The sequence below is a fragment of the Poriferisphaera corsica genome (assembly GCF_007747445.1).
GTDB classification, from domain to species: domain Bacteria; phylum Planctomycetota; class Phycisphaerae; order Phycisphaerales; family Phycisphaeraceae; genus Poriferisphaera; species Poriferisphaera corsica.
This window is the reverse complement of sequence record NZ_CP036425.1, coordinates 2116509-2141033: the sequence shown is the minus strand read 5'-3', so window position 1 is coordinate 2141033 and position 24525 is coordinate 2116509. Positions and strand designations below refer to the sequence as shown.

The 24525-nt window shown below is 48.5% G+C and carries 36 protein-coding genes, 1 tRNA gene and 1 pseudogene; 19 read left to right on the top strand and 19 right to left on the bottom strand.

Going from position 1 to position 24525, the window contains the following annotated elements:
• Positions 1–44 precede the first annotated feature (44 nt).
• Genes KS4_RS08800 through mbhE form a run of 3 tightly spaced genes read right to left on the bottom strand, consistent with a single transcriptional unit; the run spans position 45 to position 3537 of the window.
• Positions 45–512: a sodium:proton antiporter gene (locus KS4_RS08800; RefSeq protein ID WP_145077128.1), complete on the bottom strand. Its 468-nt coding sequence runs from the start codon at positions 510–512 to the stop codon at positions 45–47.
• Entirely contained in the window at positions 509–934 is a 426-nt protein-coding gene (locus KS4_RS08795; protein ID WP_145077126.1) for an MnhB domain-containing protein, read from the bottom strand. The genes KS4_RS08800 and KS4_RS08795 overlap by 4 nt, the downstream gene beginning before the upstream one ends.
• Positions 931–3537 (bottom strand): hydrogen gas-evolving membrane-bound hydrogenase subunit E, encoded by a 2607-nt coding sequence (mbhE, locus tag KS4_RS08790; protein WP_145077124.1) that lies wholly within the window; start codon positions 3535–3537, stop codon positions 931–933. The genes KS4_RS08795 and mbhE overlap by 4 nt, the downstream gene beginning before the upstream one ends.
• A 214-nt stretch (positions 3538–3751) precedes the next feature.
• Here mbhE and KS4_RS18020 point away from each other — a divergent pair, with 214 nt between their 5' ends.
• Positions 3752–4309 carry an HIT domain-containing protein gene (locus KS4_RS18020; RefSeq protein WP_145077122.1) on the top strand — a complete coding sequence of 186 codons (558 nt, stop codon included), beginning with the start codon at positions 3752–3754 and terminating at the stop codon, positions 4307–4309.
• 118 nt (positions 4310–4427) lie between these two features.
• Here the strand turns inward: KS4_RS18020 and KS4_RS08780 are convergent, their stop codons facing one another.
• Positions 4428–4802 (bottom strand): PilZ domain-containing protein, encoded by a 375-nt coding sequence (locus KS4_RS08780; protein ID WP_145077120.1) that lies wholly within the window; start codon positions 4800–4802, stop codon positions 4428–4430.
• Between the two features lie 119 nt (positions 4803–4921).
• Between KS4_RS08780 and cobA the strand changes: the two genes are divergently transcribed.
• The 6 genes from cobA (at position 4922) to KS4_RS08750 (ending at position 9558) form a co-directional block, all read left to right on the top strand.
• Positions 4922–6463 (top strand): uroporphyrinogen-III C-methyltransferase, encoded by a 1542-nt coding sequence (gene cobA, locus KS4_RS08775; protein WP_145077117.1) that lies wholly within the window; start codon positions 4922–4924, stop codon positions 6461–6463.
• A gap of 26 nt (positions 6464–6489) precedes the next feature.
• Complete coding sequence (locus KS4_RS08770) at positions 6490–7032, top strand: isochorismatase family protein (protein ID WP_145077116.1); 543 nt, start codon at positions 6490–6492, stop codon at positions 7030–7032.
• A 181-nt stretch (positions 7033–7213) separates the two neighbouring features.
• On the top strand, positions 7214–7390 hold the full coding sequence (locus KS4_RS08765) for a histone H1 (RefSeq protein ID WP_145077114.1): 177 nt from the start codon (positions 7214–7216) through the stop codon (positions 7388–7390).
• A 173-nt stretch (positions 7391–7563) separates the two neighbouring features.
• Positions 7564–7986 (top strand): 3-hydroxyacyl-ACP dehydratase FabZ family protein, encoded by a 423-nt coding sequence (locus KS4_RS08760; RefSeq protein WP_200761729.1) that lies wholly within the window; start codon positions 7564–7566, stop codon positions 7984–7986.
• Between the two features lie 128 nt (positions 7987–8114).
• Complete coding sequence (locus KS4_RS08755) at positions 8115–9275, top strand: Gfo/Idh/MocA family protein (RefSeq protein WP_200761728.1); 1161 nt, start codon at positions 8115–8117, stop codon at positions 9273–9275.
• Positions 9276–9484: 209 nt separating this feature from the next.
• Positions 9485–9558: transfer RNA gene (locus KS4_RS08750), tRNA-Asp, on the top strand.
• A gap of 306 nt (positions 9559–9864) precedes the next feature.
• Here KS4_RS08750 and KS4_RS18150 read toward each other — a convergent pair.
• The 6 genes and pseudogenes from KS4_RS18150 to KS4_RS08720 all read right to left on the bottom strand — a co-directional run.
• A pseudogene (locus KS4_RS18150) lies at positions 9865–10404 on the bottom strand (tyrosine-type recombinase/integrase); the annotation flags it as partial.
• A gap of 591 nt (positions 10405–10995) precedes the next feature.
• Positions 10996–11196 (bottom strand): helix-turn-helix domain-containing protein, encoded by a 201-nt coding sequence (locus KS4_RS08740; protein WP_145077098.1) that lies wholly within the window; start codon positions 11194–11196, stop codon positions 10996–10998.
• A gap of 23 nt (positions 11197–11219) precedes the next feature.
• Complete coding sequence (locus tag KS4_RS08735) at positions 11220–11411, bottom strand: J domain-containing protein (protein WP_145077096.1); 192 nt, start codon at positions 11409–11411, stop codon at positions 11220–11222.
• Entirely contained in the window at positions 11389–11841 is a 453-nt protein-coding gene (locus KS4_RS08730) for a hypothetical protein (protein ID WP_200761727.1), read from the bottom strand. Before KS4_RS08730 ends, KS4_RS08735 begins: the two co-directional genes overlap by 23 nt.
• Entirely contained in the window at positions 11841–11975 is a 135-nt protein-coding gene (locus tag KS4_RS18145; RefSeq protein ID WP_390620476.1) for an SEC-C metal-binding domain-containing protein, read from the bottom strand. Before KS4_RS18145 ends, KS4_RS08730 begins: the two co-directional genes overlap by 1 nt.
• A 66-nt stretch (positions 11976–12041) precedes the next feature.
• A complete protein-coding gene (locus KS4_RS08720) occupies positions 12042–12452 on the bottom strand; it encodes a hypothetical protein (protein ID WP_145077090.1) in 411 nt (136 codons plus the stop codon).
• A gap of 92 nt (positions 12453–12544) precedes the next feature.
• On the opposite strand from KS4_RS08720, the gene KS4_RS17580 reads away from it, so the two are divergent.
• Complete coding sequence (locus tag KS4_RS17580) at positions 12545–12712, top strand: hypothetical protein (RefSeq protein ID WP_200761726.1); 168 nt, start codon at positions 12545–12547, stop codon at positions 12710–12712.
• A gap of 15 nt (positions 12713–12727) precedes the next feature.
• Here KS4_RS17580 and KS4_RS08715 read toward each other — a convergent pair whose 3' ends face one another.
• The 9 genes from KS4_RS08715 to KS4_RS08675 all read right to left on the bottom strand — a co-directional run bounded on the left by KS4_RS08715 (position 12728) and on the right by KS4_RS08675 (position 18605).
• Positions 12728–13906, bottom strand: a complete 1179-nt coding sequence (locus KS4_RS08715) for a DNA cytosine methyltransferase (RefSeq protein WP_234698880.1) — start codon at positions 13904–13906, stop codon at positions 12728–12730.
• Between the two features lie 113 nt (positions 13907–14019).
• Positions 14020–14496, bottom strand: coding sequence for a hypothetical protein (locus KS4_RS08710; protein ID WP_145077086.1), 477 nt, complete (start codon positions 14494–14496; stop codon positions 14020–14022).
• Position 14497: 1 nt separating this feature from the next.
• On the bottom strand, positions 14498–14980 hold the full coding sequence (locus tag KS4_RS08705; protein ID WP_145077084.1) for a hypothetical protein: 483 nt from the start codon (positions 14978–14980) through the stop codon (positions 14498–14500).
• Positions 14977–15711 (bottom strand): hypothetical protein, encoded by a 735-nt coding sequence (locus KS4_RS08700; protein ID WP_145077082.1) that lies wholly within the window; start codon positions 15709–15711, stop codon positions 14977–14979. The genes KS4_RS08705 and KS4_RS08700 overlap by 4 nt, the downstream gene beginning before the upstream one ends.
• A 33-nt stretch (positions 15712–15744) precedes the next feature.
• The gene (locus KS4_RS08695) at positions 15745–16134 is read right to left on the bottom strand and encodes a hypothetical protein (RefSeq protein ID WP_145077080.1); all 390 of its coding nucleotides are present in this window, start codon (positions 16132–16134) and stop codon (positions 15745–15747) included.
• The gene (locus KS4_RS08690) at positions 16118–16471 is read right to left on the bottom strand and encodes a hypothetical protein (protein WP_145077078.1); all 354 of its coding nucleotides are present in this window, start codon (positions 16469–16471) and stop codon (positions 16118–16120) included. The genes KS4_RS08695 and KS4_RS08690 overlap by 17 nt, the downstream gene beginning before the upstream one ends.
• Entirely contained in the window at positions 16464–17312 is an 849-nt protein-coding gene (locus KS4_RS08685; protein ID WP_145077076.1) for a hypothetical protein, read from the bottom strand. Before KS4_RS08685 ends, KS4_RS08690 begins: the two co-directional genes overlap by 8 nt.
• Positions 17312–17644, bottom strand: a complete 333-nt coding sequence (locus tag KS4_RS08680) for a hypothetical protein (protein ID WP_145077074.1) — start codon at positions 17642–17644, stop codon at positions 17312–17314. The genes KS4_RS08685 and KS4_RS08680 overlap by 1 nt, the downstream gene beginning before the upstream one ends.
• A gap of 547 nt (positions 17645–18191) precedes the next feature.
• Positions 18192–18605 (bottom strand): hypothetical protein, encoded by a 414-nt coding sequence (locus KS4_RS08675; RefSeq protein WP_145077072.1) that lies wholly within the window; start codon positions 18603–18605, stop codon positions 18192–18194.
• A gap of 149 nt (positions 18606–18754) precedes the next feature.
• Between KS4_RS08675 and KS4_RS08670 the strand changes: the two genes are divergently transcribed.
• From KS4_RS08670 to KS4_RS08620, 11 genes are all read left to right on the top strand, one after another.
• Positions 18755–18964, top strand: a complete 210-nt coding sequence (locus KS4_RS08670) for a helix-turn-helix domain-containing protein (RefSeq protein WP_145077070.1) — start codon at positions 18755–18757, stop codon at positions 18962–18964.
• Positions 18965–19311: 347 nt separating this feature from the next.
• Complete coding sequence (locus KS4_RS08665; protein ID WP_200761725.1) at positions 19312–20250, top strand: exonuclease domain-containing protein; 939 nt, start codon at positions 19312–19314, stop codon at positions 20248–20250.
• Between the two features lie 23 nt (positions 20251–20273).
• Positions 20274–20525: a hypothetical protein gene (locus KS4_RS08660; RefSeq protein WP_200761724.1), complete on the top strand. Its 252-nt coding sequence runs from the start codon at positions 20274–20276 to the stop codon at positions 20523–20525.
• A 135-nt stretch (positions 20526–20660) separates the two neighbouring features.
• Entirely contained in the window at positions 20661–20939 is a 279-nt protein-coding gene (locus KS4_RS08655; protein WP_145077066.1) for a type II toxin-antitoxin system RelE/ParE family toxin, read from the top strand.
• 15 nt (positions 20940–20954) lie between these two features.
• Positions 20955–21272, top strand: coding sequence for a HigA family addiction module antitoxin (locus KS4_RS08650; protein ID WP_145077064.1), 318 nt, complete (start codon positions 20955–20957; stop codon positions 21270–21272).
• Positions 21273–21560: 288 nt separating this feature from the next.
• Entirely contained in the window at positions 21561–22025 is a 465-nt protein-coding gene (locus tag KS4_RS08645) for a hypothetical protein (RefSeq protein ID WP_145077062.1), read from the top strand.
• Positions 22026–22086: 61 nt separating this feature from the next.
• Positions 22087–22521, top strand: a complete 435-nt coding sequence (locus tag KS4_RS08640; RefSeq protein WP_145077060.1) for a hypothetical protein — start codon at positions 22087–22089, stop codon at positions 22519–22521.
• Positions 22518–23234, top strand: coding sequence for a LamG-like jellyroll fold domain-containing protein (locus tag KS4_RS08635; RefSeq protein WP_145077058.1), 717 nt, complete (start codon positions 22518–22520; stop codon positions 23232–23234). The genes KS4_RS08640 and KS4_RS08635 overlap by 4 nt, the downstream gene beginning before the upstream one ends.
• Positions 23235–23253: 19 nt before the next feature.
• The gene (locus KS4_RS08630) at positions 23254–23523 is read left to right on the top strand and encodes a hypothetical protein (RefSeq protein ID WP_145077056.1); all 270 of its coding nucleotides are present in this window, start codon (positions 23254–23256) and stop codon (positions 23521–23523) included.
• 10 nt (positions 23524–23533) lie between these two features.
• Complete coding sequence (locus KS4_RS08625; protein WP_145077054.1) at positions 23534–23929, top strand: HNH endonuclease; 396 nt, start codon at positions 23534–23536, stop codon at positions 23927–23929.
• Between the two features lie 161 nt (positions 23930–24090).
• Positions 24091–24519 carry a hypothetical protein gene (locus tag KS4_RS08620; protein ID WP_145077052.1) on the top strand — a complete coding sequence of 143 codons (429 nt, stop codon included), beginning with the start codon at positions 24091–24093 and terminating at the stop codon, positions 24517–24519.
• The last annotated feature ends 6 nt before the right edge of the window (positions 24520–24525 follow it).

The following is a 24525-nucleotide window of genomic DNA, read 5'->3' as shown; positions in this document are numbered from 1 at the left end:
TTGTCAGGAATAAAGGGGTCGCGGCGACCACGTCTAATCGAGGGTTAGTGAGCCTTCGAAGGGGTTGGCAAATTCATTTTAGCGAGGTCGTCGACATGGAGTGTCTTGGTACGACGCTGTGTGAGGACGATGAGTGTGAGGAGGAAACCCATGACGGCGAAGCCGATGACGATGGCGGTCAGGATGAGCGCCTGGGGCAGTGGATCGACCATGACGTCGAGTGGTTGCTCTTCAGTCATGGCGTGTGATTCTGCGAGAGTTAGTGGTTGCGCTGCGGCCCATCTTTTAGAGTCTTCGTAAGATTCGAGGATGGGCGGCGCTTTGAATTCTGGTGTAGCGGACATGCTGGTGTGCTGCAGGACCGGTGATCCTGACATCGCAAGGATGGAGAGGTTTGCGGCATGGCCGATAAGGAAAACGCCGATAGCGAGTCCCATGAGTTCGCGGCCGAGCATCATGTAGATACTCACGGCGAAGACGACGGCGACACAGATAGCAATAACTGCGGTCATGACTTTTCTACCTCCCTGCTGAGACGGTCGATCATGCCGACGGAGACGCCGACGACGACGAGAAGGACGCCGATGTCAAAGATAGCGGCGGTGACGAAGTGTACGGATTGGCCAAAGCCGAGATTGAGGTAATGTTCGTATGAGGTGAGTAGTGGGCGACCGAGCAGTAGCGGGAAGATCGCGGTGAGTACGGCACAGGTGAGGCCGACGAATACGAGGATGCGTGGGTGAATGGGGAAGAGTTTATCGAAGCTATCCACACCATAGGTCATACGGTATAGGGCGAGGGAGACGGAGGCGATGAGGCCGCCGATGAAACCGCCGCCGGGTTCGTTGTGACCTTTGAGTGCCATGTATGCTGCGAAGAGCATAGCGAGAGGCACGATAAGGCGCATTGCAGTTTTAAGGATCAAGGAAGTCATGCTGATTTGCGACTCCTACGGCTGGGCAGCAGCGACCAAACGCCAAGTGCTGCGAGTGAAAGCACGGTGATTTCTCCGAGAGTATCGAAGCCACGGAAGTCAACGAGTATGACGTTGACGATGTTCATGCCGCCGCCACCTCTGCCGAGGTTGTAAACGTCTTCGAGACCGGCAGCGTAAGTGTTCATTGGGAAGTATGCACCGATTTTAGTCAGTGGATCTTCACCAACAGCGACAAGAGTCATCCAGCCAAAAGCGATACCAGCGAGGGCTGCTACGGGGATTCGCCAGAGTGGGCTTGGTCGTGATTTGGGGACATCACGAGGTAGAAGCCTGATCACCAGAACGAAGAGGACGACAGAGATAATTTCGAATGTTAGTTGTGTGAGTGCGAGGTCGGGTGCCTGGTATACGAGGTACATGGCGACGACGGTGAAGCCGCAAGAGCCTAAGAGAAGGATGCGGATGATGCGGTGAGAGACGAGCGGAAGTGCGAGTGAGGTGGCACAGATAATGATGCCGAGGAAGAGGCCGGGCTTGAATTCGGTGATGAATGCGAATTGCTCAAGGGCCGAGTTGATCATGTTGGTGTCGTTGTATGTGATGAGGTAGAACATGATGAGAAAGAATGAGAGGACGAGGAGGGTATAGTGCCGCATGTTGCCGGTTTGGATGGTGCGGAAAGCGCGACCGCCGCCGGTGACAGCTAACCAGTAGATAGATGGGTAGATCTTATCGCAGATGTCAGTAACGACACCACGGAAGATGGGTGAGAAACCGAGGATGATGCCACAGAGGATGGCGATACCTGAGCACATGAGTGGGACGCTACCGTGCGAGATGCCGGAAGCGATGGCGTACCAGAAGGTTGGGATGCCGTGATATTCAACTGCAAAGTAGTTGTTGTAGGATTCGAGTGGGCCGAAGAAGTGCATCCATGTGGAAGGTGAGAAGCCGCCGACGTATTGGAATGAGACTAGCACTGCGGCTGGAACCCAGATCATTGAAGCCCAAATCTTGCCCATGACGGTGTGTTCGTGTTCATGGTGATGATGATCGGTTTCGTGTTTGTTTGGGTCAGCTGTGTAACCGCCAGGGAGGCCGATGAGTGTTGTAGTCAAGCGGAGGAAGATGGCAACATTGCATGTTGCGGTGATGATGGCTGCACCCATGAGGAGCATCCACCAGTTGCCGACTGGGGTGTATTTGAGGTGATAGATGGCGTAAAGAAAGAGTTCTTTGGCTTGGAATGAGATGGTGCCGGGACCGGCGGCGAGGCCGTAGGCGGCGAGGATGAGGGTGATGCACATCGCGGGGTGTTTTTTGATGGCACCGTTAAGGTCTGTGATGTCACGTGACAAGACGTGACCAAGTGCACCGGCGATGATGAAGAGAGGTGCTTTGTAGAAAGCGTGATTTGCGATTTGTGTGATGTCGTAGTCGAGGTTTTGGAAGAGTTGGCCATCATAGGTGTATGAGAAAGAGCCGAGGCCGTACATGCAGACGAGGAGGCCGAGCTGCGAGACGGTGGTGTATGCGAAAATGCGTTTAAGGTCGTGTTGGTTGATGGAGAGAAGAGCACCAAGCACCATGGTGAAGCCACCGATGATGGTGATGAGCCATGGCCAAATGTCGAGGCCTGCTCGGAAGACGGCTTCACCATTTGTGACAACGAGGAGGCCACCGAAGACAGGGAGAAGTCGACCAATGAGGAAGACGCCTGCTTTAACCATGGTTGCGGAGTGCAGGAATGCTGAGACGGGCGTTGGTGCGGCCATTGCACCTGGGAGCCAGTATTGCCAAGGGAATTGGGCTGATTTCGTGGCTGCTCCGAAGAAGAGCAAGATGAATGACCAGAAAACAGGGTTGTTGATGTCGGTTAAGAGCTGAGTATTTTCTGGCAGCCAATGGATGAAATTTGTCCACGTCCAGACATCGGTTGTGGAACCGAAAAGGAGGATGCCGCCAAAGAGGCCCATGCCGCCCATACCTGTGGTGACGAAGGCTTGCATACCGAGTTTGACTGCGTGCTTATCGTAGCGATCCCAGCCAATGAGAAGGAATGAAGAAATGGAAGTGAGTTCCCAGAAGAGCAGGGTGAGGAGCATGTAATCAGCGAGTACGACGCCGATCATGGCTGTTGTGAAGAAGCCGAGGGTGGGGTAGAAGCGGTAAAGGTCGTCTTCGTTACGGCCAAAGTAGCCGCGGGCATAGAGGACGATCAGTGCGCCGATGCCTGAGACAAGGAGTGCGAAGAAGAGGCCTAAGCCATCGGTGAGGAATGCGAAATTGAGGTTGAGTATCGGCATCCAATCAATGGAGGCGATGGGGCCGGTGGGTGCATCGGTGGGTTGGACATCGAAGGAGAGGAGTATGAGGAATGAGACAACGGTGCCAGCTAGCGCTGTGAGCACGCGTGGTGTGATGAGTTTGCGTGGGTAGAAAAGGGTGATGAGTCCGGTGGTTAATGGGGCGAAGATCGCGATCATCAAGAGAAGTGTTCTGTTCATAGAACCTCCACCTTGAGCCATGGCTGTGTTTGCAGCGTTGGCGAGCGGAGTTTGGACTTCGCCGAGTAACGATAGAAGTTGTGTAGAAATCATTTGCGATTATTTATCCACAAAAAGGCACGATGGGGTGCCTGACGCAGTCAGAGACATACGTATCATCGGTTAGACGAGGGAATGTCCTGAACGCGAGAACCGTTATATGCGGACTAAGCGATCGGAATAGCGATAGCTAGTATGTGATAAAGGAAATTATCAGGACGGTATTCAATGATTGATTGTGAATCGTGAGTCGTACGATAATGTATCAATGATGAACGAAAAGAATTTATGGGCACCGTGGCGAATCTCCTACATTCAAAGCCTCGAAAGCGAGGGCGATCAAACGTCGCGCCAAAATACTGAAGGACCCAAGCCGAATCGATGCTTTTTGTGTGAAGCATCCGAGATAGACGATACTGGCGGGCTTCCAAAAGATCAACTTGTACTGCACCATAGTCACAGTTGTCTGATTATGCTTAACCGCTTTCCATACAGTAATGGACACCTATTGATCGCACCTTTCGATCATGTAGCTGACATTGATGATCTCAATATTGAACAGCGTTCAGACCTATTCGAGATGACCAACATCGCGAACAAAGCTGTACGGATTGCGATGAACCCACAAGGCGTGAATATCGGTATAAATCTAGGTAGATGTGCTGGTGCGGGCGTTCCTGGGCATGTTCACGTCCACGTTGTGCCGCGATGGGAGGGCGATGTGAATTTCATGCAGGTCGTCGGCGACGTGCGTGTCATACCGCAGTCTTTGGAGGAGAGTTGTAAGGTTTTGAAGGCTGCTATAGATCAAGTTTTACAGAAATAAAACTTCGTATCTATGCCATGCATAGTTGGTAATACGACATGCAATTTCGTGGAAAAAAAACGCTGAGCATCCTTGTTCAGCGTCGTGGGAAATTTTAGATTTTGAATCTGAATGTGGATTACGCAGCTGAGACTGGTGTGGCACATGCTTTTAGCTGGATACCGATTCGGTAGCCTTTGTCGTTCTTAATACATCGCACAACGCTGCCGACCATGTCGAAACCTTTTTCGTTGCCATGCGGTGGAAAGAACATCACAATGCGTGAACCAAGTTCAATCGGCTCGTGTGAAAACGCACCGATGCCTGTTTCAGAAGAATCAACGAGCTGGAGCGGACGAATCCGCTTAGGGCTCTCGAAGTGGTCGTCTGGCGTGGACACGGCGGTGACATGGCCTGAAGCACGACGACGCATGCAGCGGCGACGATCGAAGAGATAGGAATCAGGCTCAATGGCGGAATCGTCAATAAGTTTAAGCGTGTGCTGAGTTGACATGGTTTGGGATCTCCTTTTAAAGCATCCGTACCGGGCACAAATGTGAAGGATCAGCCGTGATCCGTTATAACTGGCATCGGCGTAATATCCGGTAAGGTTTATGACGTGTGATAAAAAAAATGCAGAAAAATAATGGCCATGTAAGTTTGGTTGGCGCGGGTCCGGGGGAACCGGGGCTGATCACCGTAAAAGGTATGCAACATCTTGCAAATGCTGATGTTGTGGTTTTTGATGCGCTCGCAAATCCGGTGTTATTGGATTCAGTGTCCGATTATGCAGAGCTTATTGATGTAGGAAAGCGGGCTAAAAACCACAAAATGACGCAGGACGAGATCAATGATGTTCTGGTATCGAAAGCTCGTGAGGGAAAATTTGTAGTCCGATTAAAAGGTGGCGACCCATATTTGTTTGGGAGAGGTGCTGAGGAAGCAATCTACCTGGCGGAACGTGGGGTAAGCTGCGAGATCGTGCCGGGGGTAACGAGCGGGATCGCTGCTCCGGGGGCAGCCGGGATACCGGTGACTTTCAGAGAGATTTCAAGCACGGTCACATTCGTGACTGGACATGAAGATCCAACGAAGGATAAAACAGCGGTGGATTACGGTGCGCTCGCTGGGATGATCAGGGCAGGGGGCACGGTCTGCTTCTATATGGGCGTTGGGCGCTTGGAGTTAATTTGCGACACGCTTCATGAGGCAGATTTGCCTAAACACACGCCTATCGCACTCGTTCAATGGGGTACTCATCCGAAACAACGCAGAGCCAAAGGGACGCTTGGTGATATTGTTCAAACCGTAAAACAAACAGGGATTAGTTCACCTGCAATTATTGTGGTGGGTGATGTTGTTGGGCTGGAACGCGAGGGCCTAGACTATTTCATGAATAGGCCACTGTTTGGAAAGAAAATTATTGTCACGAGAACGCGTCAGCAAGTATCAGTATTACGAGATCAACTCGCAGCACTGGGAGCTGAGGTTTTGGAAGCCCCAACCATTGAAATTGAAGAACCTGAGAGTTGGGATGCTGTTGATGATGCTATCAAGAAAATTGGTGCGTTCGATTGGCTATTACTAACGAGTGTCAATGGCGTGAAGGCGCTCGCAGAAAGATTGGATGCTGTAGAGTTAGATGCGAGGCATTTGGCTGGTGTTAAAATTGCAGCGATTGGTGATGCCACAGAGCGTGCATTGCAACAGGACTTGAACATTCGTGCTGATCTTGTTCCAACGCGTTATATCGCTGAATCATTGGCTGGCGAGCTCATTGCTGAACATGGCGTTTCTGGCCGTAAAGTCCTGTTATTAAGGGCTGATATTGCGCGACCTGCGTTACCTCAATTGCTCACAGAAGCGGGAGCTGAGGTTACAGAGCTGGTGGCTTATGAAACAAAACGGACAGACCAGCTACCCGCAGATGTCATCAATGCACTCGAAAACAATGATGTGGATTGGGTTACATTTACAAGTAGCTCAACGGTGCAAAACATGGTTGAACTACTGGGTAATAAACAGCATCTGCTTGATCATGTAAAAGTTGCATCAATCGGAAGTATTACAACCGAGACGGCGAATCAACTAAATGTACGAGTTGATCTTGAAGCTAAAAAATCGAATATTGACGGATTGGTCAGTTCGATCGTGAAATATGTGGGCACCAACTAGCACGTATCTTGACAGAGGACTGAATCTTGAAATTTGTAATAGACAAAACAGCATTACTGGTCGTTGATCTACAAGAGAAGTTGTTGCCAGCAATGCATGATCATGAGCGTGTACTCGCTAGATCTTTGGTCATGCTGAAGTGTGCGAAAGCTCTGGGAGTTGGCGTTGTGACAACACAGCAATATCCCAGAGGCTTGGGTGAGACTGTTAAGGTTGTGCGAGATGAATTGGAACCTAATGATGTGATCATTGATAAGACGAGATTCAGTGCATGTACTGATAAGGTGATGGGGGTAATTGAATCTGGTGGTTACAAATCAGTCTTGGTGATGGGGGTTGAGGCCCATGTGTGTGTGATGCAGAGCTGCTTGGATTTGAAAGCGGCCGGGTATCATGTCGGGGTTGTCGTTGATGCGATTGGTTCGCGAAATCCGCTAGATTGGGATACGGGAATCGCTCGATTTCAGCAGCGTGGCATTGAATTGATGACCGTCGAGTCGGCAGTATTTGAGCTGGTGGGTGATGCAAAGGCTGAAGGATTCAAAAAAGTACTGCCTTTAATCCAGTAAATTGAGGTGTAATGAGGGTTTAAGGTAGAGAATTCCTTTATTGCAAGAAAAGAAAAGTTATCTAAGGGTATTGAAAATATTGCATCGTGGAAGTTGCCGAAATTAACACAGATATGTACGCTATTTTCTCATAAACGCCACTGGCGGTATGATATTTGAGAATAACAAACAGGAGACTGGCATGCTCGAAACATATGAACAACTTAAAAATTTGGTCGCATCTGTAGAAGATGACATCCGTAAAGCAGCTGGCGGCAACAAAGCTGCAGGTACTCGCGTTCGCAAGCAGATGCAGGACGTGAAGAATATGGCACAGGAGCTTCGCAAGAAGATTCTAGAAAACCGTGATGGCGAATAATCTTATTCCGCCGAATCAGTGAATACTAAAATTGCAACCGGTTGAGATACTAGGCTAAGTCATACTCAAAATAGTATGTGGTGTTTAGTAGATTAAAACGAAGACATGGAATCCAAGGACTTATGGCTCCAACGCTTCTTTTCGATATCAGTCAAACTGATCTGAGTAGTACTGTGCGTGATGTTTCGTTTATCGAAAGCATCAACCCGCACCGTGGATGCATGCGATTGCTTGATGGGATTATCTATGAAGATATTCCTACAGGTGAATTGATTGCATTCAAAGATATTGGTGATGATGAATTTTGGGTGCCTGGGCATATCCCAGGACGGCCAATATTCCCTGGTGTACTGATGATTGAAGCTGCTGCTCAACTTGCAAGTTATATGTGCTTGCAGAAGCTTGTTGATCAAGATTTCATGGGATTTGCTGGTGTTGACAGTGTTAAATTCCGCGGACAAGTCAGACCAGGCGATCGCTTACATATCCTGATCAAGGAAACTGAATTCAGGCGTAGAAGATGCGTTTGCAAATCTCAGGGACTGGTGGATGGCAATCTTGTCTTTGAGGCAATCATTACCGGTATGCCCATGTAGCGCTCTATTAAATATAATTTCCAATGATAAGCAGCATATTTTTTATGCTGCTTATTTTATGTTGCGTTGATATATTGGTGATGCATATCAAATACCATGGTTTACGTGATCATAGAACGGAGTCATTGATGGTTATATCTCAATCTATGCGCATCGGCATGTTGGGCTCTAAATTTATGGGCAGAGCACATTCCAATGCATATATCAATGCTCCGAAATTCTTCGATTTAAAGCGTAAGATCGTTTTGCAAAATGTGTGTGCGAGAAATGAAGCGTCATTGAAGGCGTTCGCGCAAAATTGGGGCTGGCTGAATTGGACATCAGATTGGCGAAAACTTGTTACTGATGCAGAAGTTGACCTTGTAGATATTGGCTCACCCAATCATTTGCATTTCGAACCGGCGGTTGCTGCTTTAGAGGCTGGCAAGCATGTCGTTTGCGAAAAACCACTTGCGAATGATCTATCCGAAGCAAGAGAGATGGTTAAGATTGCCAAAAAACATCGGAAACTAAAATCTTATGTGTGGTTCAACTATAGGCGATGCCCTGCAATCAGCCTTGCTCATGAGCTAATTCAAGCCGGGCGGATTGGCCGTGTACTTCAGGTAAGGTGTGTTTACTTACAAGACTGGGGAGGACCTGATGTGCCCTTATTTTGGCGGTACCAGAAGAAATATGCTGGCTCTGGGGCGTTGGGTGATTTGGCTGCCCACAGTATCGATCTCATGCGTTACCTCACGGGCGATGAAGTAAAATCAGTTAACGGAGCCGTTTTGAGTACTGTTTATAAAAAACGATTACTGCCTGAACAAACGAAAAAATGGGGCCGCGTGGACGTAGATGATATCAGTTTATTCCTTACTACATTGAAATCCGGGGCTGTGGCAAGTTTCGAAGCGACTCGCCTACCTCAAGGCTACAAAAACCACAACAAGATTGAGATACATGGAGATAAGGGATCAATACGATTCGATTTAGAGCGTATGACGGAACTGGATTATTTTGACAGCGACTCATCGACGAACACACAAGGCTGGAGTACGATCAATGTGAGTGAAGGTGGAGCTGGTCATCCTTATGCATCTGATTGGTGGCCGGCTGGTCACAATTTAGGCTACGAGCATACCTTTGTGAACCAGTTCGCAGACATGGTTCGAGATATGAACGGCTTGCCACCTAGAACGCCACTTCCAACCTTCCATGATGCTTATGAAGTACAACGCGTCTTGGAAGCGGTCATGCTTGCGAATCGAGAAGGTTGCACGATACCTCTTTCTCAGGTCAAGTAAGTCACATCATTTATGGGTCGATATGCGACATACTGCGGGCTAAAATCTGCCCGACAATTAAAGCACCTTCGATAGCTAAACACATGCCACATATGTGGATAAGTCTCGCAATTTATTCACAATCAAGTGGCCGCCTTGACATAAATAAATATGCGGTTAAATTATCGCCCGTCCGGTTAAGGGAAACACCTTCCGGCATTTGGCAAATTGGGAGCGTAGCTCAATTGGTTAGAGCACTGGACTGTCGATCCAGAGGTTGCGGGTTCGATCCCCGTCGCTCTCGTTGGTTGTATTCTCCGGCAGAATGCGGCAATGAACTGTAAACCCCTGTAATTTCAGGGGTTTTTTTGTGCGCCGACTCTGAAATCACATCATTTTCGCCGTGGCAGTAATCGGCAGTTTGTGGCAGTCCCCGGCGATGATTTTGGTACATATTTGGTACAATGCGCTGATTAGACGAATCGCCATCTGTTCCGGTTGCCTTGAGTGTTAGTTCTGGTAATTTTTCAACCGCCTTACGAATTCGTCTCGTATTGTGTCGGTGATAATGGCGTTCGAGAATTTGCTCGCTGGCGTGGCCGGTGATGTGTTTCGCTGTAGATGTCGAGACGCCGGCGTCATCAAGCCACGTCCCGCACGTAGTGCGAAGTGCGTGAAAGTCTACGCGTCGTCCCTCCACATCCTCGGTAGCGAGAAAATCGCTCTCCGCTCGTTTGGCGCGTTCCTTCGGCGTCTCCCCCTCCCGAATCCATTTCGATCTAGCCGCAGTCATATCCTCCCTGAGCATGTCGGCGGTTTCCCAGCGTGCAGGCATTGAGAACGCTGGCGAGTTTGGGAGTTTGCTTGCAAAAATCGCCTTGAATTGCTCAGCAGTTGCTTGCCTGATTGGGATCTTGAGTGTTTTGCGTGATTTTGTGTTTGCCCGCTTCTCGATCGTAACAATCGGCTCATCGTCAAGCGTGAAGTGTTTTACGCGCAACCGCTCAATCGCCGAACGTCTTAACCCGGTTTCGATTGTGAAAATGTAAAGCAAAGCACGCTCGGCGCCGGAAAGTCGCCATCTCTCACGCCCTGATCGATCGAGTTTGAACGCATCTAAGCCCGATTCGGCCGCTTCTACTACCCTCATAGCCTCCTCAACCGTCAACGCCCGTCTGTGTTCTGTTTCGTCTTCTGTGAGCCGCAACACATTAAGTAGTGGGTTGGTTTTGGTGTTCCCCTGCTTCACCATCCACGACCCAAAGCTCACAAACGCTGTGAGATATTTATTACGAGTTGAAATCGATATTTTGCGTGAATCTTTGATCGTAGCCAATGCACGCTCAATCTTTGCTGGGGCAACCTCTACCCATCGCCGAATATCAGCTACCCTGATAATTTCGTCAATCCTTGTAAATTGTGCAGAGTAATGACTTTTCGCGGATTTCGCTTTGAGGTGTTCTTTATACTGCTCAATGTAACCGCCGATTGGAGAGTTGGCGGCCTGTTGGATTCGCTCGTCCTCGACGTCGATGAGTCCCCGAAACCTCAGCATCGCCTCTTTCTCGTAGTCCGCGGCAATCATCTGTGCGGCACGTTTATCGCTGGTTTTGGTTGATTTGCGAACCCATTGCCCCCGGTGGTTTTGGTATTTCGCGTGATACACCTTGCCGCGCTTAAACACACTTGCCATTGCTTCGCTCCTTTGCTGCTCAAACACATAATATCGCTACCGCCATCCCTAACCAACACCTTTACGCTTTTGCGATCGCATGTAAGCGTCCAAATCATGCCGGTCGTATCGGATACGCCCACCTAACTGGATATGCGGTATCTCGCCGCTCGCCTTGAGCATCCGCAAGGTGCGCTCAGGCGTGCAGAGGTAGACCGCAGCCAATTTAGGCGTCAAGTAGCGGGGAATTATCTCAGTTGCTACGCTCATGATTGCTCGCTTTCTTCACAGCCTTAGATGCCATGATGTTCATCAAGTATTGATTTCGCGTTTTGCAGACGCGCAAACTCATCAGCACATCCGCCTACGTCTGGGTGTACCTTCTTGGCAACTTCTCGATATGCCTTGCGGTACTCATCTGCGTCGTTAATGACCGTAATCGTGTCGCCGGCGCTAACCAGATCAGCCGCTTGTTGGTAATTCAACTGGCGATGGGAGTGCTGCCCAGCCTCTGTACTGCTGGTGTTGCCGTACCGCTCCATATCGCTCCATAGCACGCTGTGCGCTGAGCGTTTTGACAATGCCGCGTAGGTTGTCTCTCCAATCGTTATAGGTGTCGCAGGGGTATTGAAGCGGCCCAGCAGCAGGATGGACAAAACTCAGACGTACTCTCTCACCGTTTATTCTTGCTGTTGAACGTAGCAACCCATCGTTACGGATTTGATTCTCTGTAACATCGGCTTCAATAATCGCGTCACGAACACCGATCATTGCCAACTCGCTCCTTAATTCAGACAAGGTTGCCGAGTACTTGGATCTGAATCGGCAATTATCAAATTCACTTTTCCCATCACTTGGCCACATTCCTGACAACGGCCTAAAAGTAAATTGAACATCATTCGGACGAACTCTCATCACTCACTCGCTTTCTTGTTCCAACAACACTTCTTGTATTTCTTGCCTGATCCACATTCACACGGTTTGTTACGCTTCCGGCCTTCGCCAATGTGCGAGCCTTTGTATTTGAATTCCACACGCCCATAGCTCATCCTCAAATCTTCGATCCCCAATAACTGCTCAATTTTGTCTCTTGGTGTCATTACTCTCTGACCTTTCTAAGCAAACAAAACATCTTCGCGAGATCTGTATGCTTTCATACAACCGACCGCGAAACGTTTAGTCGCTGCGTACATGCCATCTGCGCATGCGCGTTGTGGTAAAATTGGGTTAGTATCGTTCTCGATTGTTCTTAAGATCTGTCCAAGACGAATCGCAATTGCTTTACATTCATACCAGTGGAGACGGCCTTCGCAATCAGAATGCGAAAGAAGAGGAACTAGCGGATCGTCGATAACTGCCCACGGAATAGCCCTGTCGGCCACACTGTTTCTTACAGCTTTCCAAAGCTCCATATTGGAAGTTGGGAAATCATCAAATTCTTCTTCAGTAATAAGCGCATCACAGAAACCATCCATCATGCGTAAGGGCAAACCAATTTGCTGAGCCAACCATTTACGCCAATGCATAAATAAAACGTATGATCCATGCCAGCAATCATGTGTAGTATCTAGTCCCATCACTCACTCGCTTTCTTAGCATTTCTTCGACGCAACAACACATGGTTCAGACTGAAGAAAATGTGCGAACGGCTGTCGTGATGTTCGCCATCCTTAACCCCGCCATGCTCTTCACATGCCAATGTGAGACAATCAAAAGCCTCTTCAAATTCGCCTTTATCTGCGTGTCTCTCGGCGTCGCATGTCTGTTTCCAAACATTCATGTATGACCTACTGCTCATCACTCACCGTCCTTTGTTATGCAGTTGCTCTTCGTCGTTGATTGCACAAGCGAGCAAAGATGTGAACGCATACGCTGCTTGTAAAGGCACCACCCCGTTACCTCCGAGTCGTATCTGGTCCAATCGGGAGGCCATCCCATTAGCCATGCCACGAATCGCGGGTTCAATCGTCGGCGCGACTTTAAGGATGGTTGCCCACTCTCGTTTTTGGGGGCCAGGGGCGAACACGGGAAACTCTGCTCTGCAACATACTTGAGTTGATCCATTCGGCTCCGGCCATCCATCCGCACAACAACCTTGCCGCTCCCTTTCGTATCGCTGGTTGTCGGTGTGGGCCAGTTTTTTGCCATCGTTGCAAGTCCGTCCCCCGCATTCTCGCTCACACCCTTGCGATTGTGATTTCCTTTCACTGTTGGCGTCGCCCAATTTGCTGTTTGTGATGACAGATGAGGATTGCCGCTCGAATCTCTCGCGTTCGGCCCCCCGTGATCCGCTTCGCTTGCTGTCGGCGTCCGCCATTGGCTGACATCCGTGCGCAATGATTTCATCATCTTCCCTCCCGTTGTCCCGACCGCGTCCGCAGCTGCAGGTGTTGCCCACGCCTCGCTCTGGTTGGAGAGCGTTGCCCAGCAATTGCCCGTTCGATCCCCCATTCGCTCCAAAAATCTTTGGTTGTCCTCCGAATGCTCGCTCGCTCGAGGCGATAGCCAAAATGAACAAACGTTTTCGTTGGTGACTGGCTCCCACTTCGGCCGCCGAGAATAGTCCCGCCTCAATTCGATAACCCAATCGCTGTAACTGGCTTCCGACTTGATCAAACCCAAGAGAGGTGTGACCAGGCACGTTCTCAAAAAAGCAGAATTTGGGTTTAACTCGGCTAATTGTTTTACGGATCGCATTCCATAAGTTTCGTTCATCGCGGAAGCCAAGACGTTTGCCAGCGGTTGAGAACGGCTGGCATGGGTATCCTGCAACGATTGCATCGACTTTGCCACGATAGAAGTGGCTAATTTCTGATGCGAAGGAATTAAGATCGCTGTAGACAGGAGCTTGATGTAAGGCCTGGCCTTCCATCCTCGCCACGAGATTGGCCGCTGCGTAGCTTTCCCGTTCAACGTACACCAAAGGTGCGGCTCCGATTCCGATTGACTCAAGGGCGAGTTCAAGTCCGACTCCGAGCATTCCGCTTCCTGTTGCGAAATCAAGGTATCCAATTGTTTCTTTAATATCGGGGGTATGTGATACCACAACTGTTCATCCTTCCTTTTCTCTAAATGTTGCTCCTGCCCTTGCGGTCATCCCTCTCCCTCCTCTGATGGGTGGGAGGCGTACTTGGCGTTGTAGAGTTCCGTGAACTTCTCACGTACTACCGACAGCATCGCAATACTTGTCTCGTAGCTACCAAATTCATTTTCCTTTTCCGCTATCCTCCATTCTGGAATTTCGTATTCATCAATTTCGCCTTCGCTATACCTTCGCACTCTCCGCAGGAACTTTTCAGCCAAGTAATCGTCGCTCATAGCCTCTAAAAACCATGCCCTCCCGTACATCGCTTCTGAACGGATTACATTATTGAAGTTGTTTCCACCAACCGACGCATCGCCCGTGATAACGATGCCCGCGGGCGTGAACATGATAAAGACGCAAAAACTGCTACCTTGCTCTTGGCCCATACGGTACGACTCAATCATGCCTTCGGAGGCTTTAGCTAATACATGATCCTTTAACGCTTTTCTACAACTCTCTTTTTGTCTTGTGATTAGATCACCCATCTCACTCACCTCCCTCACGTTCTAAGGACACCAAAGTTGCATCACACGGAGCATCTACGACCAACACCATCGAATATGGCGTGGCGCGATATTCCGATGGATTAGCAAACCTCATCGGCCAGTTAGGATTCCTGTTTTCCTCGATAGGCTCTACTCGTATTGACCAACAACCTGATTGCTTCTCGCTGTACTGCCCATCAATGAAGTAACCATAACCGTTCGAATCTTTCAATCTCCATCGGATCGGCTCATTGCTAGCGCAATTGTCGTAGTCATCATTCGTAATGTTGTACTCTCCGAAAGTGTCATCACTGCATCCGTAAAATACGTAGGTTTTCTTGTCCTCTATCTCACTCATTTCATCACCTTTCTTATGTCGTTTCGTGCATTCGCAATCGATATAAACGGGGGACGTCTCACCATCGTCGAGGATGCCTTTACCTTTGCACCTCTCACAATCCGGCTTTGCGTCGGGGTGTTTCATGTCTTCTGATCTCCGTATGCGTAAAGCGTTGGAGATGTGTTCGGTACTGGCTTAATTCCAAGCTTTTCGAGGTGGTCATGTATCGCTTTGTATCGCGTCGATTTGATCCCAAACCCAATAGCCTTGTTTAGTTCTTTGGCTGTTGCATCGCCGTATTCCTGCAAGTGATGCAAGATCGCCTCGCGTTCACTTTGCTGCTGTGTGTTTCGTCTGCGTTCGCTCTTATGACTGGATGTGCCGGCGTTAGCTTCTCTCCCGGCAATCATGGTCTGATGCGCCCACAAGCCGAGAATCTGCATTTCTATCTGTCGTGCATGCTTCATCAATCTCGGATGCACCGCTAGATAATGCGATCCATCGGGACGTACTAACACCAAACCCCACCCCCACTCATCTTTGATGTGGCGTGATTCAATCTCACCGCCCTCTTCCGCGACATACAACCGCACGTCACCGACCGCATACTCCTGACTTCGCCACGGCTTTTCGCGATCTTTACGCAAATCTGCAAGCGTTGCTTTGCACTCAAGGCACAGCGACATACCGGGGTAGGTTGTGATCGATGGGCCACTATCGACTTGATACGCGCACTCATGATATTTTTCGTAAACTGCGAACGCGTCGGGGTGTTCGCCGTTTCCGTTGCGGCGTCTGGGGTCTAAGATCGGCTCCAAGCACCCATGATCGAGCGCGATACGGCGGCAAGCTTCTACTAATTCTTCATGTGTCATTTATCTGTACCGTTATCTTCGATAATTCGTCTATTATTTTGCTGCTCGATGCGCCCACACAGTGTTCATGACGCCCGAATTACCAACCCGCGAATACCCCGAATCAATCACATGTCCCGACTCCCGTAAATCTTTGAGCGGTTGCGTGATCGTGGTTTCCTTCGTTTCTTTGTCCCGCCGTTCGGTGACGAGGAGCCGCAATTCTTGGATCGTGGCGCCGCCTACAACCGTTCCATCTAAAACACGTACCGGCCCCGCCTTCAGCAACTCAGAGGCGACGTGTGCGCGGACGCATGGCTCTTTATTCGCCTTGCGTAATCCTGCTCGCTGGTTCTGCCTCGCTACTGGCGGCCGTGTTGTTGCGGCAAGTATCGACGGCTTTTCCTGTAGCTCGTCGGGTACGTTGTCAAACAGTGTGTTCATCTTCACATCTCCGATGTGTTTCTTTTGTCTGGCTCCACCAGACGGCGTTAATATTTCTGAGTTCTGACTCGAATTCCCTGACATAACATTGAACATCAAAATCTTCTGTTGCTCGGCGTATCATGTTGAGTGCGGCATTGTGTTTCTTACGACCTAGTGAGGTCGCAATCTCTTGCAAAGTCATCCCACAACGCTCCCTCATGATGTGCGCACAAGCGTGACGTATCCTCCGTGGCTCTAAACGACGATCATTGCTAATGATTTCCTCAACGCTGTACCGGCTAAACCTGCCAGCCACGTCTAACACATCACCAGAAGTCAGAAGTCGTCTACGCATTTAGCACCTCCTCAGAGTCACTTCGATAAACAAATTTTGCTTCGCCGAACGTTTCTTTGGGTACACCTACCCCATCAACCGTAATGCCATGCTCGTTGTACAGAATCTTCCGATCTCGACAGGCAATGGTTTCCGTAGGCAATGCGATAGCTGTCACATAACCGCTTTTACAAAGTTCTAAAATTTCCTTGGGATGTGGTTGTCTCTCAGGTACGTGGTCGTCCTTCAGCGCGTTGACGAGATAACCTTGCGGTTTCTTTGGCTTGCCCTTCGTGGCCCATAGCCTGTTGATTCGATCAGTATCAACCTTCGAGAAGTCGATGACGTTGAATGCTTGCTTGTCGATACCCATCTCCGAAAGCAGCAATTTTGAATCACAATCATCATGATGTTTATTCTTCTCTTCTCTTCTCTTATGTAGCTCCGCGTTTTTTCCGCACGACTGCGGAACTTTTTCCGCACCTTTGCGGAAATTCTTCCGAACCTTTGCGGATTGATCTGCTTTACGCTTTGAATCCTTCAGCCTGCGCTTTGCTGATGTGCTGAAATTGCCTTCATAATCAACAACACATATCTGCCCATCCTCGCTCTCGCGTATCCAGTTCACTCTTGGATCTGACATAGCGGTGAAATAATCAGCCTTTGCATCCACTGGTGATTCAAGCTGTAAGTTGAACAGGTCACGGTCAAGAATGGTTTCCTCGCTGCAAAAATTCGCATCGACATAATGAAACCACCCAATTAACTTGCCGTAAACAGTCCATCTATCTTCCCCAACCAATGCAGCAACAAGCTTCACTTTGGGGCTATCTGGTTTAAGTTTTACCTGTATCCAGCTCATTACATCCCTGTTCCAAAATCAGCGTTTTTAAAATTCGCTGCGTTTTCCACAATCTCCATCACTTCCGGGTTATCCTTCCCATCCTCAATCCATTTGCTCACGCGCCGCTGTTTGTAGCCGCCCAAGCACTCGCCTATTTCGGTTTGGGTGATGCCGGTGATGCGGCGCCGCATGATGATGGCGATCGCCTGCCGCCCCTTTGCCAGTAGCTGAATATTTGCGTTGCTAAGCGCGAAAAGATGTGGACGCAAACGCATTTCTCTAGCAACTGACACAACGATGTCATTCTTCAAGTCTTGGCGTGAGATTGGTTGTTTGACTGTTGATTGCATTAGATAACCTTCACGCATTGCGCTTCATTTGATCTAACGTTTGGTGTAAACCTTCGTGCCGACTTTCGCAGACAGCGAAGGTATTGGTCGATGGCTACGCCGCCATCATGTAACCGTGGTAAGCCCGGCAACAAGCCGGATCAACCTGAGAACGAAAGCCGCGCAACACGATTAGGCATTGGGCGACAAGCGGCCGCATCAGTGACCGAGAAATTGCAAAGTAAAAACCACCGCCGCCCATGTTGATAAACGGCGATGGCTTCCGGGGGCAAAATACCCCGCCGTCGATACGATCGGTGGCGAGGCTGGCATGTACCTGAGGCGGTACTGTGTTGTTGAAAGAAAGCGACGGAGACGGGAGGAGAGTGGTGGGAGAGTCCCCGCCGCTTGTGGCGTTGGCGCCGCAGCTAATCACACGCCAATGTGAGCCGCAGCGTTCGCCATTCAGGATCTTGTTTTGTGGGGCGTGTGATTTCATGGGTGTAAATGTAATCTAAAATTTCGAGACCACTGTCATATGCACTGTCATAAATCATATGACAGTGGTCTAAATCACTGTAAACATTACAGTTCCATCTTCATCTTTGTGCTTTGTCAGATATGAATATGACAGTAAAACACCCTCTTTTGTGAGTTCGTTTCTGACACTGCCGTACGAATAGCCAGATATGCGGGCGATTTCTTTGGCTGGTAGCTCACCCTTTTTGCTGTTCTCGACCGCATCAAGGATTGCGATTTGCGTATCACTGAGATTTCTTTGTTTTAGGGTCGATTTAGGCAGTTTGATTGTAAGGGTGATTTCGGTATCACCTTTATCCATACAGTCCGTTCTAAAATCGTCAGGGATCAGAATGCGTACACCACGGTATTCTTCAACCGAGGCGGTCGAATAACCACGCAATAGTGAAGTGTGATCCTGCTGCCCCCCGCCGCCCTCATCATGTATAATTGGGTTAGGCATGCTCACATCCTCCTTCCAAGATGAGTGTGAGACTGTCCCCTCATCGGTGATACCAACACCTTTGAGGGATTTTTATTGTCCACTTGAGTGTAATATATTATACTGTCGATAGTCAAGTATATAATCGTCAACTTTTTGGAGAGAATGAAATGCCTATTGATGAAATCAGGAAAACACTCAGAAAATGCTGCAATGATTCGTCTATGACGATGGAGCAGGTAGCGGCTGCGGGCAAAGTTACAAAAAAGACGCTTTATAACTTTTTTGATGGAACCTCTGATCTCGGCTCTGAAAACCTCGAATCCCTCTTGAATGTATTTGGAAGAACCCTCAAAGCTGGAAAGCTGAAAAAGAAATAACCCCAAGCCCGTTTTAGCGCGTACGGCAACCTTCATCATGCACCTCCGAAAATATGAGCGCAGAAATAGCGTAGAACCGAATTAAGTGGCTGTTTTGTTATGTAATATTGGTTTTAAGAAATGTGCCCCGTCCTTGTAGCACCGCCGAATACACAAGCCCTCCTGACCCAAACAGAACCCCTAACATTTACCAAATATAACATATCATTTGCGACAGGCAAGAATAGTTTAGCCTGATATGTCATAATGTTGTCATTCTTGTATATACCACTTCCGCAAGTTCACGCAGTCCATTATCATTTCTTAACTGACTAAAATGACACGCCAATAAATCAGGTTGAATGACAATGATAAATAACTTCGCAGCTATCGATTTCGAAACAGCGAATCGTGGTCGGAACAGTGCTTGCGCTGTTGGTATTGCTATCGTAGAGAATGGAAAGATTGCTAAAAAATACTCTTCGCTGATACGTCCCCCATCTTTGAATTTTCTACCTGAGTTTATTCGTATACACGGCATTACAGCTGAAGACGTGGCTGATGCTCCATCGTTTGAGGAAATCTGGCCGAAGGTGCATCAGATTTGTGCTGACGGACTTGTAGTCGCGCATAATGCCGCATTCGATATAAGCGTTTTGCAGAATAATATTTATAACGGGGACTTGTCTTGTTTGTCAGGAAAATATTGCTGCACGTGCAACCTAGCAAAGAAACTGTTGCCGGGCTTGCGAAACCACAAATTAGGCACACTTGCAAAAGTATTCGGTTTAAACCTAAAACATCATGACGCTCTGTCTGATGCGATCACTTGCGCGGAGTTAGCCATGCGTCTATTCCGTTTGGCAGGGCCGAAACAGCTTGAAGGACATATTAAAGAGTTCGCAGAATTTGGTATGTCACAGAAAAATTCCACAAATGCGGTATGTCTTGAAATCTCAACCAACGAATTGGGAGTGAGCCATATTGACTTTGATACTGGTGAAGGCGATGCGGTTGATGTAGCTGCACCTGATGGGCGATTTGATGGTAAAAAATTTGTATTTACAGGTGAATTGATGTTTTTGAACAGGTCGGAAGCTACGGAAATAGTAGAAATTCAGGGTGGTAGAGTTATTGGATCTGTCTCGAAGAAAACTGATATTGTCGTGGTTGGGGATGAAGTTTACGAAGCTTACGAAGAATCGGGAAAAACGACGGGGAAATTGTCAAAAGCCGCTCAGCTTAATGATGCAGGCGGTTCAATTGAAATTGTTAGTGAATCTGATTTTCTAGATATGATCGAATAAAACATATTAACTGAGAGGTAATAATGAGCGAGCAAACACAACAACAGCAGCAGCCGCAGGTAGTTTATGTGCAACAAGGACAGTCAGGTATCAGCCCCGGCGTAGCGGCAATTCTTAGTTTCTTTTTTCCGGGTTTGGGTCAACTATGCAAAGGCCAAATCTTAAACGGCATAGTTTGGTTTTTTGTGGTTGCGATTGGCTACGTTTGCCTGATCGTGCCGGGAGTCATTTTGCACATTTGCTGTATCGTCGGAGCATCGAAGGCGAGCAAATAAGCTAATTCGAGGTACGTGATTGATTTAATAGATTACGCCGGCGTCAATTGATGCCGGTTTTTTATTTCTATATTTTCCATCAAAACTTGATAATAACGTTTGACGTTAGTACTTTGATACGTTACTATTGTGTTCATGATTAAGACTTACTCATGCAAACACACACAACAGCTTTTCGAGCTTGATAAATCAAAGCGATTCGGTTCAATCCGCAAGCAAGCCCGTATGAAGCTGATGGCCATTGATGCGGCGAGTAAGCTTGATTCATTGCGTATCCCTCCAAAGAATTGTTTGGAAGCCCTTAAAGGTGATCGTAAGGGTCAACACAGCATCAGAATTAACAGGCAATGGCGTGTATGTTTTGTTTGGCGTGACGGTCACGCCTACAACGTCGAAATCGTCGATTACCATTAAGTATGAAGGTGGATTATGGCAAAGAAAAAGAAAAAACAAAAAGATCCGAGTTTGCTGATTCATCCGGGTGAAATTCTGAAATCAGAATTTTTAGACCCAATGGGAATTAGTATGTATCGACTTGCTAAATCTATTGGCGTTCCGCAAACGAGGATTTCAAATATCTGTTTGGGCAGGACTTCAATAACAGCGGATACTGCTTTGCGGCTCGGAAAGTTTTTCAATATGGAGCCTGAATTCTGGTCAAACTTGCAGACACGCTATGAGTTTGATTTGGTTCTGATTGAGAATGGCGACATGCTGGACGGTATCGAAACGTATCAGGCCGCCTAGATGAAGTAGATAAAGAGCATTTTTACAATTCAACGTCTAAGGGCATATGCAACAAAGCATATGCCTTTTTTTATTGTTTATCAGCCTCGCTATGTCGGCGGGTTGTGCGACCAATCGCAACGGCTCCGTATGGCTGCGTGATAGCCGCCCGGATGGGCGCGTTGTAGAGGCGATGGTAGATAACCCCCCAAAAGCGAAAGCCCCCGCAACAGCCCACATGAGCGAAGCGGGGGAAATCACATTACACGCATCCCCGCCACGGAAGGAGGATACCGCGATGAAACACCTGTGGTTTGTGCCGTGGGTGGGAGCGGGCCTGATCTTGTTGGGGGTGGGATCGCTGATCATGAGAAGCCAATTCCCGCTAATACCGGGGATGGCGTCGGCGGCGATGATCTTGAGCGGGATGGTGCTGATGGTGATGCCCAAATTGATTCAAGAGGTGTGGTGGCTTGGGATTCCAATCGGATTGATAACAGCGTTCTACCTATGGGGCATGTTCGACAACAAAAAACTGATTCACTCACCACCTCCAACAACAAAAACGGAGATTTGATCATGTATGAGTTTTATTTCTTTCTAATCGCCCAAATTGGGCTTATCGCAATTGGTTTTATTATCGGTTGGCTTGGCCGTGGCTACTTCGCTCCTACGCTTCGGACTGTGGCCGATGAAGTGAAGAAAATCGCGGCGACCATCTACGATGATAATGGTTCGGCCGCACGTCAAGCCAAGATTGAAAACGATAGTTAATCATCGCCGACCGCTTAACGGCGGTCTGTGGTTTTAATCTACTGCTTATGGAATTACCGAAATGATCACACCAGTCAATCACCCAAGCCAGCTAAAGAAATGGTACATCGTACCGACACCGGAGATCGGATTGGTTTGTGGTGATCTTGTGCTTACCGTTGATATGGCGATAGGAGCGGCGCTGCGGCATGGATTGGTTGCAGCCAAGTATGACCCTGCCATCTATTCAGGCGTCTCTTTTGAGCGATACGGGGCGTGTGTTCTACTTTGCGAGATGGCCGGACATCCCGGCAGGATCAGGCCACGCTTGAGTATGAATGGTGCTGGTCTAATTTTGCAGCCTAATAGCTCAGGTTCACCTGATAGCACTTTGTGTGCGACGTACATGACTGACCATGCTCAAAACGCTTACGGGTTTGATACTGATGATGCAATCATTGCTTATTTGCATGAGCATCAAGATGTATGGGGCGAGGCAGAATTGGAAGGTGAATGATGCATCTGACGCATGAGGTTCGAACTAACGTCTATGACACGTACCACCCGCTTTCACCAACGCTCGATGCGCTCACAGTGGGTGGAAATCCTGCTGTAGCTATTAATATGCCGCAATCGGATCGTGTTGCCACGGGGCCAAAACCGGGCGTTACGGCAGTCGAAACCGATGGTATTCAATCTGAGGTACGCATTTCCCGCACAATCAATGTGGGCTTGAATGATTCGTTCTCTGTGGGCGTTCTTTTGGCGCCGATGACGCTGGCAAATAAGGAGTTTCTATCTTGTGCTGCTGATGGCGATTCTACTTGGTATGGCAAGCACATTGGAATACAGACGCGCGATTTTGGATTGATGGTTACGCGGTACAACAATGTACCAGAACGTATTGAAATCGCCTCTACTGCTGGTCAGTGGCATGACATTCTGTCAACTTATGATGGAGTTTCTAAGGTTTGGACGCTCTATCGCAATGGTAACAAGATCCACCAATCACCACTTTCATATACACCGAGCGAGAATACGCCGAATACCCATTGGTTTCTAGGAACTATCTATCAGGGCGCCTCGAATAGAGCGCATGCCCGTGCTTGTTGTTTCGGTCAGGCGCAACGAGTACTCACGGTAGATGAGGTAAAAGCGATACACGAATCGTTAAAAGAAAAACAGAATATCTTGCTTATGCCCGGTATGAGTATGGGTATGGGCTTTTAAATTACAGGAGGCCATTGTAATGGCTGAAACTGAATACGAAAAAACAATCGATGCAGAAACACTTGTTGCGATTGATCCAGCGACCACGGTACTAGTACGTAGTGATGATGGCGATCTTGATGTGTCGTTAGTTGTGAGATCACGCGGCCAAACGACCACCACCGCACCAAAGACTATTCGAAGTGGTGAAGAACGTCCGTGGTGTCGCGGCTACCGCGAGATTGTTGGGTTCGTCTTCACCCCCAAGGGCGGCACAGCTAAAGTGACTTACGATATTCTCGCACGATAGGGTGTTACATATGCCTCAGGTCTTTCTTTGTAACAACCCGGGTTGTGGCGCACGCTTACAGGTGCGCGGGTGGTGTGACAGACACACCAAGCAGGGCGAACAACAGGCGACTCAACGACACAAAGAATACGACGACAATCGCCGCAACAAAGAAGCTGCTGACTTCTACCACTCGAAAGAATGGAGGGAGGTTAGGGTTAAGGCATTGAGGCGAGACAATCATCTTTGTAAGCAATGCGAGAAGGCGGGGAAGCTCACCCCCGCTACGATCGTCCACCACGTCCTAGAAGCCCGCGAGCGTCCAGACCTACGTACGCATCTGCCAAACCTCGAAAGCGTCTGCGCGGCCTGTCACAACCGGCTACATGGACGTGAGAAGCGCAGCAGGAAAGGGGAGGGGGGTTAGAAAATCCATAAATCGGCATTTGCTCTACACCGCCTGTTCCCCTCCATTTTTTTACGCACCAGATTTTTGCAAATACCTCCCAAAACATTCTTTACCTAACAGAAACGCAGATTTTGAGGTTTTGGAAACTCTAAAAAATTACTGAAAAATATCTGATTAATATGCAGGAAAGTGATAGAAACCCAGCAAAAAAAACCGGACGCCCAAGGGGATCGAAAAGCCGGTCATACCCGGCGCTGCTGCGCAATAGCGATCGAGCAAAAGAAAAATATGATTCACTCAAAGATAAAATCGAATGTGATGGGCTGGTCGGAGAAATCAACCTCGACAGGCTAGCCGATCTTGCGTTACTACAAGCTGAGATTGAAGAAATCGTCGCCCATCAATCAACGCTACCGATCGAGCATCGGTACATCATTGATGACGCGAAAGCGGGTATGAAAAAGCATCCACTACAGCAAATCCTAGAAGCCAAGCAGAGGTACGCAGTGTCTCTATCCAAATTGTTACAGGCACAAGTACAAGATAAGAAGCAAGGGAAGAAACAAGCCTCTAAGGAGGAAGATAAACGGAACAGTCGGTTTGATTAAATCATG